16 protein-coding genes and 1 pseudogene are annotated in these 17,444 nt (G+C 43.3%); 10 read left to right on the top strand and 7 right to left on the bottom strand.

The window, feature by feature from the left end; all coding sequences use genetic code 11:
- Positions 1-64: pseudogene (locus H5300_RS28345) on the bottom strand (helix-turn-helix domain-containing protein); the annotation flags it as partial.
- 206 nt (positions 65-270) lie between these two features.
- Positions 271-915, bottom strand: a complete 645-nt coding sequence (locus tag H5300_RS14550; protein ID WP_029404987.1) for a membrane protein — start codon at positions 913-915, stop codon at positions 271-273.
- 150 nt (positions 916-1,065) lie between these two features.
- Between H5300_RS14550 and H5300_RS14545 the strand changes: the two genes are divergently transcribed.
- Both H5300_RS14545 and H5300_RS14540 read left to right on the top strand, forming a co-directional pair.
- Positions 1,066-2,955, top strand: a complete 1,890-nt coding sequence (locus tag H5300_RS14545; protein ID WP_004734701.1) for a DUF294 nucleotidyltransferase-like domain-containing protein — start codon at positions 1,066-1,068, stop codon at positions 2,953-2,955.
- Between the two features lie 5 nt (positions 2,956-2,960).
- Entirely contained in the window at positions 2,961-3,677 is a 717-nt protein-coding gene (locus H5300_RS14540) for a 3'-5' exonuclease (RefSeq protein WP_017083340.1), read from the top strand.
- 133 nt (positions 3,678-3,810) lie between these two features.
- Here the strand turns inward: H5300_RS14540 and H5300_RS14535 are convergent, their stop codons facing one another.
- Both H5300_RS14535 and H5300_RS14530 read right to left on the bottom strand, forming a co-directional pair.
- Positions 3,811-4,503, bottom strand: coding sequence for an MOSC domain-containing protein (locus H5300_RS14535; RefSeq protein WP_017083339.1), 693 nt, complete (start codon positions 4,501-4,503; stop codon positions 3,811-3,813).
- Between the two features lie 53 nt (positions 4,504-4,556).
- The gene (locus tag H5300_RS14530) at positions 4,557-4,799 is read right to left on the bottom strand and encodes a hypothetical protein (RefSeq protein ID WP_004734698.1); all 243 of its coding nucleotides are present in this window, start codon (positions 4,797-4,799) and stop codon (positions 4,557-4,559) included.
- An 87-nt stretch (positions 4,800-4,886) separates the two neighbouring features.
- Here H5300_RS14530 and H5300_RS14525 point away from each other — a divergent pair, with 87 nt between their 5' ends.
- Positions 4,887-5,699, top strand: a complete 813-nt coding sequence (locus tag H5300_RS14525) for a helix-turn-helix domain-containing protein (RefSeq protein WP_182796257.1) — start codon at positions 4,887-4,889, stop codon at positions 5,697-5,699.
- Positions 5,700-5,794: 95 nt separating this feature from the next.
- On the opposite strand, the gene serC is transcribed toward H5300_RS14525, so the two are convergent.
- Positions 5,795-6,889, bottom strand: a complete 1,095-nt coding sequence (gene serC / locus H5300_RS14520) for a 3-phosphoserine/phosphohydroxythreonine transaminase (RefSeq protein ID WP_182796256.1) — start codon at positions 6,887-6,889, stop codon at positions 5,795-5,797.
- A 162-nt stretch (positions 6,890-7,051) separates the two neighbouring features.
- The gene (locus tag H5300_RS14515; protein WP_017091692.1) at positions 7,052-8,314 is read right to left on the bottom strand and encodes a DUF945 family protein; all 1,263 of its coding nucleotides are present in this window, start codon (positions 8,312-8,314) and stop codon (positions 7,052-7,054) included.
- Positions 8,315-8,497: 183 nt separating this feature from the next.
- Here H5300_RS14515 and H5300_RS14510 point away from each other — a divergent pair, with 183 nt between their 5' ends.
- From H5300_RS14510 to H5300_RS14500, 3 genes are all read left to right on the top strand, one after another.
- Positions 8,498-10,441: an ATP-binding protein gene (locus H5300_RS14510; protein ID WP_182796255.1), complete on the top strand. Its 1,944-nt coding sequence runs from the start codon at positions 8,498-8,500 to the stop codon at positions 10,439-10,441.
- Positions 10,434-10,931 carry a response regulator gene (locus H5300_RS14505; RefSeq protein ID WP_182796254.1) on the top strand — a complete coding sequence of 166 codons (498 nt, stop codon included), beginning with the start codon at positions 10,434-10,436 and terminating at the stop codon, positions 10,929-10,931. Before H5300_RS14510 ends, H5300_RS14505 begins: the two co-directional genes overlap by 8 nt.
- Before the next feature lie 249 nt (positions 10,932-11,180).
- On the top strand, positions 11,181-11,723 hold the full coding sequence (locus H5300_RS14500) for a hypothetical protein (protein WP_004734692.1): 543 nt from the start codon (positions 11,181-11,183) through the stop codon (positions 11,721-11,723).
- Positions 11,724-11,884: 161 nt separating this feature from the next.
- On the opposite strand, the gene H5300_RS14495 is transcribed toward H5300_RS14500, so the two are convergent.
- Positions 11,885-12,466, bottom strand: coding sequence for a TfoX/Sxy family DNA transformation protein (locus H5300_RS14495; protein ID WP_182796253.1), 582 nt, complete (start codon positions 12,464-12,466; stop codon positions 11,885-11,887).
- A 357-nt stretch (positions 12,467-12,823) separates the two neighbouring features.
- On the opposite strand from H5300_RS14495, the gene H5300_RS14490 reads away from it, so the two are divergent.
- The 4 genes from H5300_RS14490 to panP all read left to right on the top strand — a co-directional run bounded on the left by H5300_RS14490 (position 12,824) and on the right by panP (position 17,169).
- Positions 12,824-13,744 carry an HDOD domain-containing protein gene (locus H5300_RS14490; RefSeq protein WP_004734690.1) on the top strand — a complete coding sequence of 307 codons (921 nt, stop codon included), beginning with the start codon at positions 12,824-12,826 and terminating at the stop codon, positions 13,742-13,744.
- A 54-nt stretch (positions 13,745-13,798) separates the two neighbouring features.
- On the top strand, positions 13,799-14,704 hold the full coding sequence (locus tag H5300_RS14485; protein ID WP_017083332.1) for a lysine exporter LysO family protein: 906 nt from the start codon (positions 13,799-13,801) through the stop codon (positions 14,702-14,704).
- A 174-nt stretch (positions 14,705-14,878) separates the two neighbouring features.
- Positions 14,879-15,406 (top strand): hypothetical protein, encoded by a 528-nt coding sequence (locus H5300_RS14480; protein ID WP_004734688.1) that lies wholly within the window; start codon positions 14,879-14,881, stop codon positions 15,404-15,406.
- 119 nt (positions 15,407-15,525) lie between these two features.
- Positions 15,526-17,169, top strand: coding sequence for a pyridoxal-dependent aspartate 1-decarboxylase PanP (gene panP / locus H5300_RS14475; RefSeq protein ID WP_108189124.1), 1,644 nt, complete (start codon positions 15,526-15,528; stop codon positions 17,167-17,169).
- The last annotated feature ends 275 nt before the right edge of the window (positions 17,170-17,444 follow it).

Genomic DNA, 17,444 nt, shown 5'->3' with positions numbered 1-17,444 from the left:
ATGACGTGCCATCTAAGTATTGCTTAGCAATGATACATTTTAGCTCTCGGCTATATTTGGACATAAAAAGACCCCCAATAATTGGTGTCCAACTATTGGGGGTCAGTTCACTAAGCTGGCTTTTTTGTGTCTGTCTCTTTGTATATAAGAGCTATGTATATAATAGCCATGTATATAATAGCCATGTATATAATAGCTATTAAGGCACTTAGCCTTTTCGTTACTAACACTTAGTCTCTGCGTACTAACGCTTAGCCTCTGCGTTGCTGGTTAATACTCTAAGAAAAATTCCACACCTAGCTCGTTCGTCCTCTCGCTTCCACCTTTACTACCCTCACCATCTCTGTGTTGATAAGAGCCACCAATCGCAAACTTATTGGTCACGAGATAACGTAAACCCACGTGGTAAATTTCTTCATCAAACAGGTCACTTCGGTTCACTTGTACGCTGCCGTTAGCAATCCAACGCTTTGCAAAACCATAGTTAAGCTCGGCTTTTACACCTTGGACAAATTCAGTATCCGATTCGATGGTTTCGTTGCTGCCATTAAGCTCCACCTCACCTTTAGTAATACCCAGCAAGTAAGAAGCGACAATATCCAAATCTTTCTTGATGCTGTAACGATACCCAGTCCCTGCCATTAAGGTATCAATTCGAGTGGTACTTTCATCTGGATGAATGAAGCGCGCACTATAGTCTCCTAACAACAACCAATCATCGGTCATCGCGTAACTGACGCCTAATCCATACGATGAGGCATTATTATTGCCGCCTGCATCTTCATTTAAACTGCCCGAATGCGCGGTGGCATATATATGGTCATAATCAAGAATATCCACCGCGTTAGTGTCCGCCCACAAACTTGGAGAAAACATAAAAACCGCAGGTACCAAACTAAGCTTCCACTTCGACATTCCTATCATCCTTCAACTGTCACTCCATTAACTGAAAGATTAGTCTATCCATAAGACTTTAAAAAGGTTTTAGCTCACAGATTGATTTGTGCCGGAAAATTATTATCAAATGTTGTACCATGAAATCATACAAACCAATGGATGATCATTATGGATGCTGAGTTATTAGAGATTCAAAACTTTCTGGCACAATACCCCCCTTTCTCTGAACTTCCTGAAGAGATATTGGTGAAAGTGACCAGTAGTGTGGAAATTTCTTATTACCGCCAAGATACCCCTATCATTCACTTTGGTGATCAAATTCATGATCTCTACATCGTTCGAAGTGGCGAAGTTGAAGTCTATCGTCGTAAGGGCGAACTCTATAATCGCCTTGATGAAGGGCATGTGTTTGGACAAATGGGGTTGCTGACCAACAACAAAGTTCGCTTCCCAGTTAAAGCGACCGAAGATACCCTTCTCTATTGCATCCCTGAGCCGATTTTCCAAGAGCTCTACGACAACTATGATTCATTCGCCGACTTTGTCGAGGTAGAAGATAACGCGCGACTTCGCCAAGCAAACTCAGACAGCAACGACGCCAACGATTTATCGACATCTAAGGTCAAAACGCTATTGACCAGCGAAGCGCCGATGATCGAGAAAACGCGTACCATCCAACAAGCAGCAACCATGATGGCAGAAGACAATGTCTCTTCTCTACTGATCATCGACCCTGATATTGTTGAAGATGATGAAGACGATTCAACACCTGTTATCGGCATCATTACCGACCGAGACTTATGTACTCGCGTTCTAGCCGAAGGCCTTGACCCGTCGGATGAAGTATCCAGTGTGATGACACCAGAGGTTATCTCACTCGACCACAATGCCTATGTATATGAAGCAATGATGACCATGCTTCGCTACAACGTACACCACTTGCCAGTGCTTAAAGATAAGAAACCTATCGGTATTATCGAAGCGACCGATATTGTTCGCTACGAGTCTCAAAACTCGCTGTTATTGGTAAGCAGCATCTTCCAACAACAAAGCATTGAAGATCTCAAAGTACTTTCTGAACAAGTAAAAGACAGCTTTGTGCGCTTGGTTAACGAAGATGCCAACGCACACATGGTGGGTACCGCAATGTCGGTAATCGGCCGTAGCTTTAAGCAACGTATTATCGAGCTAGGCGAAGAGAAATTAGGTAAAGCGCCCATTCCTTATTGTTTCCTTGCACTCGGCTCGATGGGTCGTGATGAGCAATTGCTCGTCACTGACCAAGATAACGCCATTATTCTTGATGACACCTACGACGAGAAAAAACACGGTAAATACTTTGAAGAGCTATCGACCTTCATTTGTGATGGCTTAGATCAGTGTGGCTATGTGTACTGTACCGGTGACATCATGGCCACTAATCCAACGTGGCGCATGACTCGTCGCCAATGGGAAGAGTGCTTTGCCGATTGGATTGATGATCCAAACCCGAAAGCGCTATTGAACGCTTCTATCTTCTTTGATTTAGACGGTGTCTACGGTCGCTTAAAATGGGCGGAACAACTGAACAGCTTTATTGTTCGCCGTGCACGTAAGAACAACCGTTTCTTAGCATGTCTTGCTCGTAATGCGCTTAACCGCACACCGCCACTCGGGTTCTTCAAAGATTTCGTTATGGAAAAAGATGGTCGTCACAACAACTCGATCAACCTTAAGCGTCGTGGTACCGCACCACTTGCCGATCTAATTCGTGTTCACTCGTTGGCGGTAGCCTCTCGTTCTAAGAACTCATTCGAACGTTTAGATGACATTATCGACGCAGGTATTCTGCCAAAAGGCCGAGCTCAAGATTTGAAAGATGCGATGGAGTTTATATCTCTGGTTCGTATTCGCCACCAAGCACACGATGTCGACAACAACATAGAACCGGATAACAACATTGAGCCAGAGAACCTATCTGACTTCGAGCGACGCAACTTAAAGGACGCATTCCAAATATTAAGTAATGCGCAGAACTTCCTTAAGTTCCGTTATCAAGCCAGCAATAAGTTTAAGTAGGGCCTATGAACAAACTATTCAGATCACCTGCGGTCGATTGGCCATTTAAGTTTGCTCAAAAGCTGGAACGAGCGAGAGACGAGCGCTTAAAGCGATTTTATAGCCAGCCTCTTCCTGCGCCTGATACGCCATTATCAGAAGTAACCTTCTTAGCTGTCGACTTTGAGACTACGGGTTTAAACCCAAACAAAGATGGCATCATTACCATTGGCCTGGTCCCGTTTACGCTAAATCGAATTTACTTACGACAAGCCAAACACTGGACACTGAGACCAAAGCAGAAATTAGAAGAAGACTCTGTAGTTATTCATGGCATCACTCACAACGACATCATTGACGCACCAGACCTTAGCGAGGTGTTAGATGAGATATTAGAATCACTGGCGGGGCATATTCCGGTGGTTCACTATCGCCGTATAGAGCGTGATTTCTTGGATAACGCACTAAAAGTGAGATTAGGTGAAGGGATCGAATTTCCAGTCCTCGACACGCTCGAGATTGAGTCTCAAATCCAGAACAAACTGGCTGGCGGCTTATGGAATAAGCTCAAAGGCAAGAAACCAGCATCAGTAAGGCTTGGTCAGAGTCGCCGTCGATACCACTTGCCTGACTACACGCCGCATCATGCATTAACGGATGCAATTGCGACCGCAGAGTTACTACAAGCGCAGATTGCACATCATTTTAGCCCTGACATGCCGGTTAAAGATTTCTGGTTATAGCTAGATTTAAATACTGTTTAAATCGTACGTGAAGCGACTAGCCGTTAGCCGTTAGCCGTTTTACACCTTAATACTCATAACGCTCACATCATCTAAATAGTGAGCGTTTTGTTTTTGCGTATTAGGAAAAAGCTTACTCCGCTGTCGGACCAACTAATCGCATTTCCCAATCTTCGACTTTGCCAGTTTCAAGGCGACGCTCTATAAGTGCTCCCCAAGATTCGACTAAAGGTAGCTCCGCCAATTCTTTGAGCTCTTGTTTATCCAAACAACCTGTGAACACCGCCCCCATGATGCGAGTTAACGGCCATTCTGGATAAGGTCTTTCACATAGAATGATCTCATCTCCAGCACCGATATCCCCCTCTTCCAATACACGGAAATACCAGCCAGTTCTTAGCGTATCTTGCAGCCTTCTTGCCATATCATTTTGATCGAATCTCACGTTCAGCTTCCAGCACGGCATACGCCCTTGCGAGACTTCCAACAATGTTGAACCAATACGAATCTTATCTTTCAAGCAAATAGAGTGCTCCGTGATGCCGCTTGAGCTTAGGTTCTCGCCAAATGCGCCTGCAGATTGGAAGATGATTTTGTCACCTAACTCTTCCTGCCAAACTGGGTAGTGCTCGCTTGGATAAATATGAAGGGCTTTTTGAATACCACCGTGAAAGCGAGGGTCGCCTTGTTCATCATTGGTAAAACCAAGTTCTGTGGCATGCTGACGCTCAGGTGAAACCTGCTTGTTGATGGCACTATTTGCACCGTGTGCAAAGGCAACAGTTTTACCTACCAATACGCTATTTACTAAGCCTAACTTCTTCATATCTTTCCCTTTTACCTAAACTTATTTGCTGTTTTATACGAGCTAAAGCCAACTTATTGCTCGCCCAGTGATTTAAATACCGGAACCGCTGCTAATACTTCAATGTGGTTTTCTGTGCTCTTTAAGTAACGCGTTTCGCTGTTCGAAAGCAATAGATGACGCTGATAACCTTCTGTTTTCGGAAACTTAGCCAAGACCGTTTCGAGCGATGTTTCACACTTATTTTGGTTAATACCTTCAATATCGACTTTGAATAGTAGTTGGTTTTCTTTCGATATTTCAACTTGATATCGCATACGCGTGCCCTCTCTACTTCATTCACTCTGCCGGGCATGATAGCCTAGTCTCGCCACGTCAGAATAGGGACATAAAGACACTTAACCATGCCAACCCGCCAAATAGATTCTCACTCCAGAGTCATCACCTCAAATGAGATGATGGTCGCCAATCCTAATTCACCAGCGTTAGTGAAGACCATCGATATGCCCAAGGGCTACGTCGATGCAATGCACCAACATACGTGGCATCAAGTGATCTTCCCACTCAAAGGCCTATTGCAAACGAAAACCGAGCACTACCAGCATCTTGTGCCCCATACTTCTGCTTTGTTTGTGCCTGCAGGGATTCAACATGAATCTATCGCATTGAGCCATACGACGTTTGTCGGTATTTACCTTAATCCTGCCTTTGGGATCAAGTATGAGCCTCAAGTGCGAACCATTACCCTGACGCCGTTTTTAAATGAGCTCTTGCAGGAAATTCGCAGACAGTGCGAAGGATTAGTGAGTAATGAAGAGGTATCTAGATTGCTTTCGGTATTGCACGATCAGATCATGAAAGACAACGTTCAGACCTATCAATTGTTGCTACCCGAAGACAGGCGTTTGAAGCTTATATTTGAAGTGCTGACAGAGGCACCGACGTTGGATTTGTCGTTGAAGGAATGGGGAGATAAAGTCGGCGCATCAGAGCGAACCTTATCGCGCTTATTCTCAAAAGAATTCAATACGTCATTTCAGTTATGGCGACAACAAATCCGTCTGATTTACTCGTTGTCTTTGCTCGATGAAGAGTTCTCAATCCAAAGCATTGCCGACCAAATCGGTTATCAAAACGACTCGTCCTACATCAAAGCATTCAAGGCTTCCTTCAATGTCACCCCGCAGCAGTTTCGCTTAAATGGTCGACGAAGATAATTTCAGCCTCTATGTTTTTAACATCTGTAGAGATAAAAAAAGAGGAGCCTCAGGCTCCTCTCTTTATTGGTTAATATCGAAATTCGCCTATTGAATTAAGCGTATTTCTTTTCAAAATCTTTCATGAAGTTGACTAATACTTGCACGCCTTCCAAAGACATCGCGTTGTAAAGTGAAGCTCTCATTCCACCCACCGCTCGGTGACCTTTTAAGGATTTCAGACCCGCAGCATCAGCTAACTCTAAAAACTTTGCGTCTAGTTCTGGTTTCGCCAATTGGAAAGGTACGTTCATTCTTGAACGGTTTGCGGTGTGAACATCGTTTTTGTAGAAAGCAGAGCTATCAATCGCATTATAAAGCAACGCCGCTTTCTCTTTGTTCACCAACTCCATCACTTCAACGCCACCTTGAGCTTTCAGCCACTTGAATACAAGGCCTGATAGGTACCAAGCGTAGGTTGGTGGTGTGTTGAACATTGAGTCTTTTTCAGCAAGTACTTTGTAGTTAAGAATGCTCGGCAATACTTCGTTTGCTAGTTCTAGTAGATCATCACGTACGATAGCAATGCAGATACCAGCTGGGCCGATATTCTTTTGAGCACCCGCGTAGATAACACCATACTGAGAAACATCGATCTTACGAGACAGAATGTTAGATGACATATCCGCGACGATTGGCTTATCCGTTTGAGGAAGCTCACTGATTTCAATGCCATCGATGGTTTCGTTTGGACAGAAATGTACGTACGCCGCTTCTGGGTCGATTTTCCAATCTTTAACCGGAACAACCGCCGCTTTGCCATCAATAGATGTCTTCGCGTTGAATACATCGATTTCGCAATATTTGCTCGCTTCAGTCACTGCGCTTTCTGCCCAGTAACCCGCATCAATGTAAGTTGCTTTCGTCGCGTCACCTAGAAGGTTTAAAGGAACAGCAGCGAATTGAGCACGAGCGCCCCCCTGACAGAAAAGAACTTTATAGTTGTCTGGGATGTTCAGAAGATCACGTAGGTCTTGCTCAGACTCATCGGCAACTTGAATAAATTCTTTGCTGCGATGGCTGATTTCCATAACGGAAGTGCCTAAACCATTCCAATCAATGAAGTCTGCTTGCGCTTGTTTCATTACCGGTTTAGGCAGTGCCGCTGGGCCAGCACTAAAGTTGAATACGTTATCTAATGTAAGTTCCATGGGGATAATTGCTCCTGCTAAATAATAACTATGCAAGTAATACCATGTTTTACCCAACATAAAAACAACAAAAGAGGTCTTAAGACCTCTTTTGTTTCGTACCGTACAAAATGTTTAACTTAACCCGTTAGATCGCCCTATCAGTATTAAGCCCGACTCATTTTATTGAACAAAAGCCGGCATAAGCAGTGCAATTAATGGAATTTCTTGTCCATTTTCAAACACTAGATTTCCATTCTCTAGGTCAGCCGTGATTTCATAACCACTTTCTGTTTGCTTGATCATTTCCATCACGATCAATTCGTCGATACCTTCACGGATAAAAGGGTATTCTTCAACAAGCTCATTTGAGAAGCTAGATTGAACATTACCTGTTAATGCAGGAACAATCATTGAAGGGTTACTGCTGATGTTTTCTGTGCCTTCCGGTACGCTCACCAACCATTTAGATTCAAACTGACCCTTGCCTAATTCTAACGACATATTGTTCATTGAAAGGTCGAAGCCTTTAGCAAACAGTACGTCGATGAACGGAATAATCTCAGCCACATCTTCTTGTGTCAGAACAGGATTCGCCTGGTAAATCTCAAAGATTTTCTCAAACGACTGGCTGTCCAGTTTCGACATTTCAAAATCGACGTTTAGATTGTTCAACTGGCCTTCGTTGGTCTCAATGTTGGCGATATCCAACTTAAGACTGCTGCTCAAGCGCTTAGTCGCTTCATCTAGATGCGATTCAAAATCGTACTTAGAGTTTTCGATGGTCATGAAGGGCTGCATTGCAGAATCTGAAATCAAGAAGCTATCAATAGTAAAATTCTGCGTGCCTAACCAGTAACCTTTCGCTTGCTGGCCTGAGCCAATGCCTTTTAGGTTAGAGAGTGTGACCTCTTCACCCGTTTCAAAATCAATTTGAACCGATGGGATAGAAAGCTGGTAATCAACCTGCCCTAATACAGTAGCGTGGCCAGACAGATTCGACTTCGTGATAGATACCGAGGTACCATTTTCTTCTGAGCCTTGGTGATTGAACTGGCTTAACTCGAAGTTGAAATCCGTGTTGCCGTTTAGCTCAGTGCTGGTAGTCAGAGTAAGAGGCAGAATGTCAGTATTCTCAAACGTCGACAGCGCGTTTAAGCTCACTAAGCCATGGCTAACCGCACTATTAATGACAAACTCACTCGGTAAGCCATCGAGCGCAAGTTGCTCTTTCAAGCTCTCATCCGTCACAGTTACGCGAGTGGTTACAGTAGAAGAAAGGTAACCTCTATCGTATTCCACGATCTCAGCTTGAATGCTTGAATTGTTAAGCTTTGCAACGCCATCAGTAATCGCATTTTGTCCAATTTGCCCAACCGCTAATGGCCAACAAAGTGCCAATGAGATTGCTCCACCAATTGCACCAATTTTTCTTAACTGTTCCATGAGTTCTCTTTCTACACTAGTCTGTTTTTTTTAGTCTAACCCATCAGTAGCAAACAAGAAACATTGAGTTAAATCAGTCTATTGCTCGATACTTCGATTGCCTCAATAAATTAACGGCTAGCTCTCATCCTTATTCAGCGGTTCTTGCTAGGCTAGAGACGTCGCTACTATTAAGGTTGAGCTGTGAATCAATACGCTGTTATCTGTTTGGACAATAATCCGGTTAGCATTGAAAGAATACGTTCGGAGCTGGCTCCGTTAGCTTCTGTATTCGATATTTATACTGCCGAGAACATAGAAGACGCGCATCACGCATTAGAAGATATCCATGATCACCACCAAACCGTTGCTTTAGTGATCACTCATCATCATTCTGGATTTAATGGTGTGCAATTTCTTATTGAACTGGAACAGCTGCCCCATAGTAATACCGCAAGAACGATATTAGTCAGCGCTTCGTCAGACATTCAATCCATTCTGACCGCGGTGAATGAAGGCCGGCTCAATCACTGCCTAACCAAACCCGTTCAAGATCAAGTTCTATTCAAATCGGCGCAAAAAGAGCTGACCTCTTTTGTTATCCAATACGACTCAGAAAACCTGTTATCTTACAGTGATGCGTTGGATCAACAGCGCTTATTCAGAGCACACATCGAGCAAAAGATTCATTCTTTTCAATCGGGTTTCATTCACGACTACCACCAGCTTTCTGACAATGCCCTTGCAGAGCGTGTCGTCAGTGCATTACAAGATGTGTTTTCAAAAGATGACAAAACCAAGGCCATTCGAGACTACTCACCCGAACATCTCCTAACTGTAGAAGGTGAAGACAATCGCTTTTTATGGCTGATCATTGAGGGTGAAGCCGCTCTCTATAAAAAAGATGAGTTGGGGCAACAGCGGGAAGTGGTACGACACTCTAAGGGCAATATTGTCGGCGGGATGTCGTTTGTGACGGGTGAACCTTCGTTCTCAACCGCGATAACCCTAACCCAGACACGAGTCATCAAACTGGATAAAGATAGCTTTGCTCAGGTAATGCACTCAAACAATACCCTGCTGCCGTTATTCACCAATCTATTGCTCCGTCACTTTAACCGCCGCTTGCAAAGAAGTATCACTAATAAAATCAAGCTGCAACAAACGTTGGAGTCACTAGAGTCTGCACATCAACAATTGATCGAGAAAGAGAAGATGGCGATGCTCGGGCAACTTGTCGCGGGCGTTGCTCATGAGTTGAACAACCCTATTGCCGCGATCTTACGAAGTATTGAAACCTTGTCTGAACATCTCGACCAGATACTCGAAAACTCGTCACTCCCAGAATCGAATAAAGGGACTGACGTGCTGGCGCATTCAAAGTTAGCCAAGCCACTATCAACGGCTCAAGAAAGACAACTCGTAAAGCACCTCACCTCTACTATCGATGATCGTGCGCTAGCCAAAAAAGCCGTGAGACTAAACCTAAGCCAAGACTCGGCGGTTCTAGACACCTTGAAAGACTCACCTGTCGCAGGCAAAGAGCTGCTCAATGACTTAGAGCATTACCACTATGTTGGAAACTCTATCCGCTCAATTCAAGTATGCAGCAGGCGTATTGCCGATATGGTTAAAAGCCTAAAAAGCTATGCCCGAGAAGATGAAGAGGTTCGCCACTACGCAGACATTCACGAAGGGCTTGAAGATACCTTAGTGATCTTTGAAAACAGACTCAAACATCACCAACTCGAAAAACATTACGACACCGAATTACCGCATTTATTGTGCCAGTCGCTCTCGCTACAACAAGTGTGGACGAACCTGATCTCTAACGCACTCGATGCCCTTTCTGAACGAGGAAAAGTGTCAATCACTACCTCTCAACAGACGCAAGGTGACGACACGTTTCTTGTAGTGGAAATCTCCGACACCGGCCATGGCATTGCGAAAAAAGACATCAGCACCATTTTCAACCCAAATTTCACGACCAAAAAAGAAGGCAACTTTGGTTTAGGAATTGGTTTATCTATTTCTCAACAAATCGTTTCGGCTCATCAAGGGTTTATTTTGGTGGAGTCTGAGGTAGGCAGCCATACACAGATGCAAGTGTGGCTTCCATTCAAACAAGAAGGAGCACCTCATGAATAAGTACCTAATTTTATGTGTCGATGATGAGCCTGAAGTTCTCAACAGTGTCCTTCAGGACTTGGCGATATTTGAAGAGAACTTTCTGGTTGAAGGTGCTGAGTCTGTCGATGAAGCCAAGCAAGTAATTAAAGAAATGGGACAAGATGGTATAAAGCTCGCGTTAATCTTGTGCGACCACATCATGCCTGACAAAACCGGTATCGACTTTCTCATAGAACTCAATCAGAACGATTACACTAAGCCGACACGCAAACTACTGCTCACAGGGCAAGCTGGCCTGGAAGATACGGTTACCGCGATTAATAACGCAGCGCTTGATTTCTATATTTCTAAGCCTTGGCAAGGTGATCAGCTCAGAGACACAATTACTCAACAACTGACCGACTATGTCATTGCAAACGACAAGCAATTGCTAAACTGGACTTCCACTTTAGATACCGAGCGCATCCTCACGTCAATGGCAAACAAGCGAACAAGCTTTGGTGAATAAGCTAATGCATTGTGAATCGACCTTAAGTTTTGGTGAATCGACCTTAAATTTTGGTGAGTAGTCCCATAAACATGAGATCTCAGTTGCAGAGCAGCGCCTAAATTGTATATTTTTTAGCTAAATGGCAAAGGATTGGCATTTTTATGGATTACTTTTCCACGAGTTAGATTAAACTGTCTCAATGTTTATGGTTTGCCTGATTTTTCTCAAGCCAAAGGAATTAACACTAAATAAAGGTTTACGGTCGTTATGCGCAAAATTCTACTTACTACCGCTATGCTATTGGCTTCTAGCCAAGCACTAGCTGTTGATGAACAACCACAAGTAATGAGCAACTTTAACTACGATTACTTTGAAGCACGTATCGGTGCTAGCCCAGTAACATTTGGTGGCGCGTTCAGTAAGTCAATTCACCCGAATGCTCACGCTATAGCACGTATCGATTCAGAATTTGAAGGCGATTACGACTCAGCTGTAGGTCTTGGTTTCCACGCTCCATTAAACAACTGGGCAGACCTAACAGGTGAAATGCTAGCTCGTATCGTTCAGCCTGAAAACTCAAGCTCTACTGATATCGGTATGGAAATCAACGTTGGTGTTCGCCAATGGCTTGGTCCACAACTAGAAGTTGGTGGTAAAGGTGGTTACGTTTCTATCGATGATAACGATGATTGGACGGGTTCTGTTTACGCGCGTTTCCATTCTACAGAGCTTTTCTCTTTAGGTGCTGAAGCTCGTATTAACGACTTCTACGGTGACCAGCTAATGTTCACGGCTCGTTTCAAGTACTAATACTTAACGCTCAAGCCCTAACAAATAAGCTCTCCATGAGCACTTAGCCTTTTGATACTTAGTCTTTTAAGAAATCCGGCTAAGACAGAAACAAAAAAACCGAGGACATTCCTCGGTTTTTATTTATTAGTAATAATCTTAAGCATATAAGGCAAACTTCTTTAGTAGCAGCCCTTTAATAATTGCTGCTTGCGTGGCTCTTGTAATAGTTTCCAGTGAATACCATCAATTGCACCCGCAAATTTCCAAAGTAGTTTTAGGTCAACATCGTTTCCGTACGCTTTGCGAACCTTATTAAACACTTCAGGCGCGCCCAACTGCATAAACATTGAAACATCGTCCACACCCGCCTTTTTAACCATGCGCTCTAACGTAAGTTGCATGTTTGGTAGATCTCTCAATCTACGGCTAGCGGATGATTTCTTAAAGCTACGTTGCTGAATTGAATTATCGATTGAAGTACGAATAATACTATCCAATTCAGGATGTTCGCATGTAAACAGGTCAGTAATATCGTAATAATTTACGGTAGCTGTTGTCTGTTTTTTTACATGACGATACTTTTCACAGTCAAGATCCGTCAGTTTTTTATCTAATGACTTTCCACCTCTGATGAATAAACAACCTTCACTCAATAAAGCGAACATAGCGTCATTTTGAAAGAGGCCAATACCTCCAAACATAGAACGTTTTTGATGCTCACCAAATTGATTCACGTAATTAATAAATGCTGTCTCGGTCATATCCGTTGATCCTTAATCAAATTACCCCGATTAGGTTCATTACCAGACAAGCAGCTTTTTATGCGAAAAATTTTTAATCTATTTTTTATTCTTTAGGTGAATATTATGATTTCGTTTTCCACCTTTAAATAAATGATACTTCGAAAAGAAAAATAAGTCTGGGCTTAGTTCACATCAATCAATTGAGTATTATGATTTTTCATGATTGATATCACAGTAAACTATCAAACAATGCTTAAATTTCGACACCCAGTGATACACCCGTTCAAATTATTCAAGGTTATGTCGTCGGATGAGTATTGCTTCACAGCATCGCGGCTTGTAAAATGGCAGAACATACATGTTGTTACTTTTTTTATGAATCATTTATCGTTTTTCTGGCTACCACAAAATAAGGCTCTTCTCTTAAAGGGTCTAGAATCAGAGTTTGCCCAACTTGTTGGCCATTCTATTTCAGCGGGAAAAATAACACTTCCTCCTATCCCTAACGTTGTACTGAAAATTCAAAAGCTTTGTACTCTCGAATCAACCGGGATTGCCGAAGTTGCCGAATGCTTACTTGAAGACCCAGGCCTCACTGCTGTCGTCATTCGAGTGGCTAACTCTGTCGTATTCAACAGACGCAACATTACTTGTGTCGATATGATGACGGCTGTGTCGCGCCTTGGCATATTAAGAGTGCGTGACATCGTTACGGCTCAGGCTATTGAACAACTCAAGCATTCAGTCAACCTGAGTAAAGAGTGTAATGAGTTACTGGTTCAGAGCGCTTCTGTCTCCAAAGAACTCGGCGCCACTATGGTACTGGTGACCAACGGCTTCAAAGAACTATCCCCTATCGAATACCGCTACCTTGAACATGAGAAGTCACTGCTTGTTGGGTTACTGGCTGACATTGGTTTGTTCTGTTTAGTTAGCGAATACCACCTCTACCTCGAAAATGGCAATTACCTAGACCACGATATCGCCCTACAAATATTCCAAGGCCAATGTTCTGCAACCAGTAAACTGGTGCTTAATCGTTGGGGCTTCGACAGCGACTTTATTGATGTGTGCAGTAATACCATTAATAGCCACGAAGAACGCGAAGTGTCTTACTTGGATATTGCACGAATCGCTAATCACCTGCTGATGTTCAGAAACAAGGATGAGAACATCGATGATCACGAAGTTGAACTTAACGTGACAGGTGCAGAGGTGCTTTATAAATTAAGCAACTTGAGCAAACATGATTTTAATGCAAAGCTAAGCGACGTGATCAATACTAGTGGCTTCTAAGTCACTGTTAAGTGACAAGTAAATGTAATATGAAGTAAATGCAATGGGGAAAGCATGTTTACAGGGATGATCTTTATATTTGCACCACTCGTCGTGGGGTATCTTTTTTCTATTTCGAACGATCAGACGCTAGAATTTATCAACCGCTCGACATCGCGGTTGATCTACGTGATTCTCGCATTAATGGGGCTAAGCTTAGCCGCCCTCGATAACCTAGGCAGTAATCTGCAGACAATCCTTCTTTACACCGTCACTTTCTTTGTCTGCTTAAGTGTTTGTAACCTAATGGCACTGCCCGCTATTGATAAGTTACTGCCACTCAAAACCGACAGCAGCAAAAAGAAACTTCCCCTCTCTTCGATGGCGATGGAGTCTGCCAAACTGATCCTAGTTGTGGGTTCAGGCCTTATCGCTGGTTTAGTATTGCCTATCAGTCTTGATTGGGTTGATACCGCCAGTGAGTGGATTTTGTTTGTACTTCTCTTCTTTATTGGCATTCAACTGCGTAATAGCGGTTTAACACTTCGACAAATCTTGCTGAACAAACACGGCATGGTCATCGCAATCACGATTATCGTCACCTCAATGCTAGGTGGCGTTATCGCGGCTTACATTCTGGATATCCCTCTGTTCAAAGCCTTGGCTATGTCTTCTGGATTTGGTTGGTATTCTCTGGCTGGTATCTTGATGGGTGACGCCTTTGGTCCTGTTTATGGCGGCGCTTCTTTCATGCTTGAGCTGTTAAGAGAGTTAGTTGCCTTAGTACTGATTCCAGTGCTGATTCGCAGCTATCCGTGTACCTCTATAGGCTATGCAGGTGCTACGGCGATGGACTTCACTCTACCTGTCATTCAAACAACAGGCGGTGTTCGATGTGTGCCTATCGCTATCGTCAGTGGCTTTATCCTAAGCTTGCTTGTCCCGATTTTGATGTTGTTCTTTGTATCTCTTGCTAACTAGATCGCAGGAATAGCGTTTGTTTTAGATTAGAATGCAACTCGAATACCTATGCCCAAGACACCGATACAGTTACCGAAATAAAAAGACACTAAGTGTCATTGCTCAACAAATAACGATCACGGTAACCTGTAACGACAAAGTTATAAAAAGAATAAACTTACAAAAGGAACCACTATGAAACGCCTTTGCGTCGCATTACTGCTAGCTTCAACTTCTACTTTCTCTTTTGCAGCAGATTCAATGTCTGAAACAAACCAGTGCCAAGCAAAAAAATATGATGCGTACATCGACGCCTCTTTGAATTGGTATGCCGACCTTGCTGCATTGACCTCTGAGCAATACCCAGAGCTAACAGAAGTCAGTGAGTGGTTCCTAGAAGGTCGTAAGCACCACTTTGAGCTTAATCGTGCTGCAGTAAACTACTACCTTGTGAATGACTCTAGCAAAGTGGCTACAGAACAACCTGTCGAAGGTTGGCTACAACTAGAGCAACACGACATTAAAACTCTATCAACACGTGATGATGAGCTAGGTAAAATCGCGAAAACAACGTTCGACGACCGCCAATCAACGCCTCATGCTCAAAACTACGAGCTACGTTCAGCGTTTGCAGAATTGCTTAGCCACCCTAAGCAAATCGATACGGCACTGCAACGCTACAACCAGTCAATTACTAAACTTGAAGCGATTAAGTGTAAATAACCCCTCATTTAATATGCTTTTTTGAGAAGTCGGATTTCATAATTAAGACGGGACATTGTTCCCGTTTTCGTTTAGATTGTCCCGCTCGCGTCAATATAAAAAAAAATAAATCGCTTGCTATGGTTACGGAACAAAAAACAGCAGATGTTAGCTTCGACAGTCTTTTACGTATCTTCACGGTACCTGAAGGCCCAGATTCAACACTCACTCAAATTGAAGACAAACTTTCACGAAACCTGAATCAATTCTTACGTGAACACATTGTGGCTGAAGAAAAGCCGCTGCGTGAAATTGAGAAAGATTTTTCAAATGCTCATATCCCTGAGCAGCCTGAGTTTGTTTCTAAACATACTGAGCATCTCCTCGATTCTCTCGTGTCTCACTCGGTTCATACGTCTTCGCCAAGTTTTATTGGCCACATGACGTCTGCTCTGCCGTACTTTCTGATGCCGCTTTCAAAAATCATGATTGCGTTGAATCAGAATCTAGTAAAAATTGAGACCTCCAAAGCTTTCACGCCCCTAGAGCGTCAAGTTTTGGGTATGCTACATCGCTTGATCTACCAAGATGACGATCAGTTTTATTCACGCTGGATGCACAGTGCGAACCACTCTTTGGGTGCGTTTTGTTCTGGTGGTACCATCGCGAACATTACTGCGCTTTGGGTTGCGCGCAACAATGCGCTGAAGGCACAAGGCTCGTTCAAAGGTGTAGAAAAAGAAGGCTTATTTAAAGCCATGAAGCACTACGACTACGAAGGCCTAGCCATCTTAGTTTCTGAACGTGGTCACTACTCTCTGAAAAAAGCCGCAGATGTCCTTGGTATTGGTCAAGAAGGTCTAGTGTCTGTTAAGACGGATAACGACAACCGCATTTGCACTGACGATCTAAGACTCAAGATCGAGCAACTTAAGCAGAACAAGATCAAACCTTTCGCCGTCATTGGTGTGGCTGGTACAACCGAAACTGGTAATATCGACCCGCTAAGAGACATTGCTGAGGTATGTGCCGAAACAGATTGTCACTTCCACGTAGATGCAGCTTGGGGCGGTGCGACTCTGATGTCGAACAATCATCGTCACCTGCTTGATGGCATCGAGCTAGCAGATTCAGTCACGATTGACGCACATAAACAGCTTTATATCCCTATGGGTGCGGGTATGGTGCTGTTTAAGAAACCAGATGCGATGACAGCGATCGAACATCATGCTCAATACATATTGCGTAAGGGTTCGAAAGATCTTGGTAGTCATACGTTAGAAGGCTCTCGTTCCGGTATGGCAATGCTTGTTTATGCGTCGATGCACATCATCAGCCGACCTGGCTATGAACTGCTAATCGACCAAAGCATCAACAAAGCGCGCTACTTTGCCGACCTGATTAAAGATCAAAGCGATTTCGAACTGGTTTCAGAGCCTGAGCTGTGCCTACTGACTTACCGCTATGTGCCTGAGCCAGTTAAAGCGGCGCTGCTTAAAGCTGACGCAATAAAACGCGTTGAACTGAATGAGCTACTGAATGAACTGACCAAGTTTATTCAAAAGAAGCAACGTGAAACAGGCAAGTCTTTCGTATCGCGAACGCGCTTAAATCCCGAAGCATGGGCACATCAACCAATCATCGTTTTCCGCGTAGTGTTAGCAAATCCACTGACAGGTAATGATATTCTTTCTTCAGTGCTTGAAGAACAGCGTGAAATCTCTAAACTAGCACCTAACTTGATGAGTAAAATCACTAAACTGGTTACGCAAATCAACGCATAGTCATTCAATTTTAGTTGCATCAAATTGAAAATTTCTTTCTTTTTGATGTAACTAAGCTGTCAGTTCATACTCAATTTGCATTCTTTTTGCTCAAACTCTCTTCCAATTCTGTAGTTTTCTAAAATTTTGTTGAGGTTTGTCATATTCTTAAGCATTCATGCCGTGTTTTTGTATTAGTAAATAGTATGTTGGGTTTATACTGACTCTATGGTGCTAGTTAGCTTGATATCTATTTGATGCATCAGTATTTACAATACCGAATATAGTTTTGGCTT

It is taken from the genome of Vibrio sp. SG41-7, from assembly GCF_014164465.1.
GTDB classification, from domain to species: Bacteria; Pseudomonadota; Gammaproteobacteria; order Enterobacterales; family Vibrionaceae; genus Vibrio; species Vibrio splendidus.
Note: the sequence above shows the minus strand (reverse complement) of the source record. Positions and strands in the feature narration are given on the sequence as shown.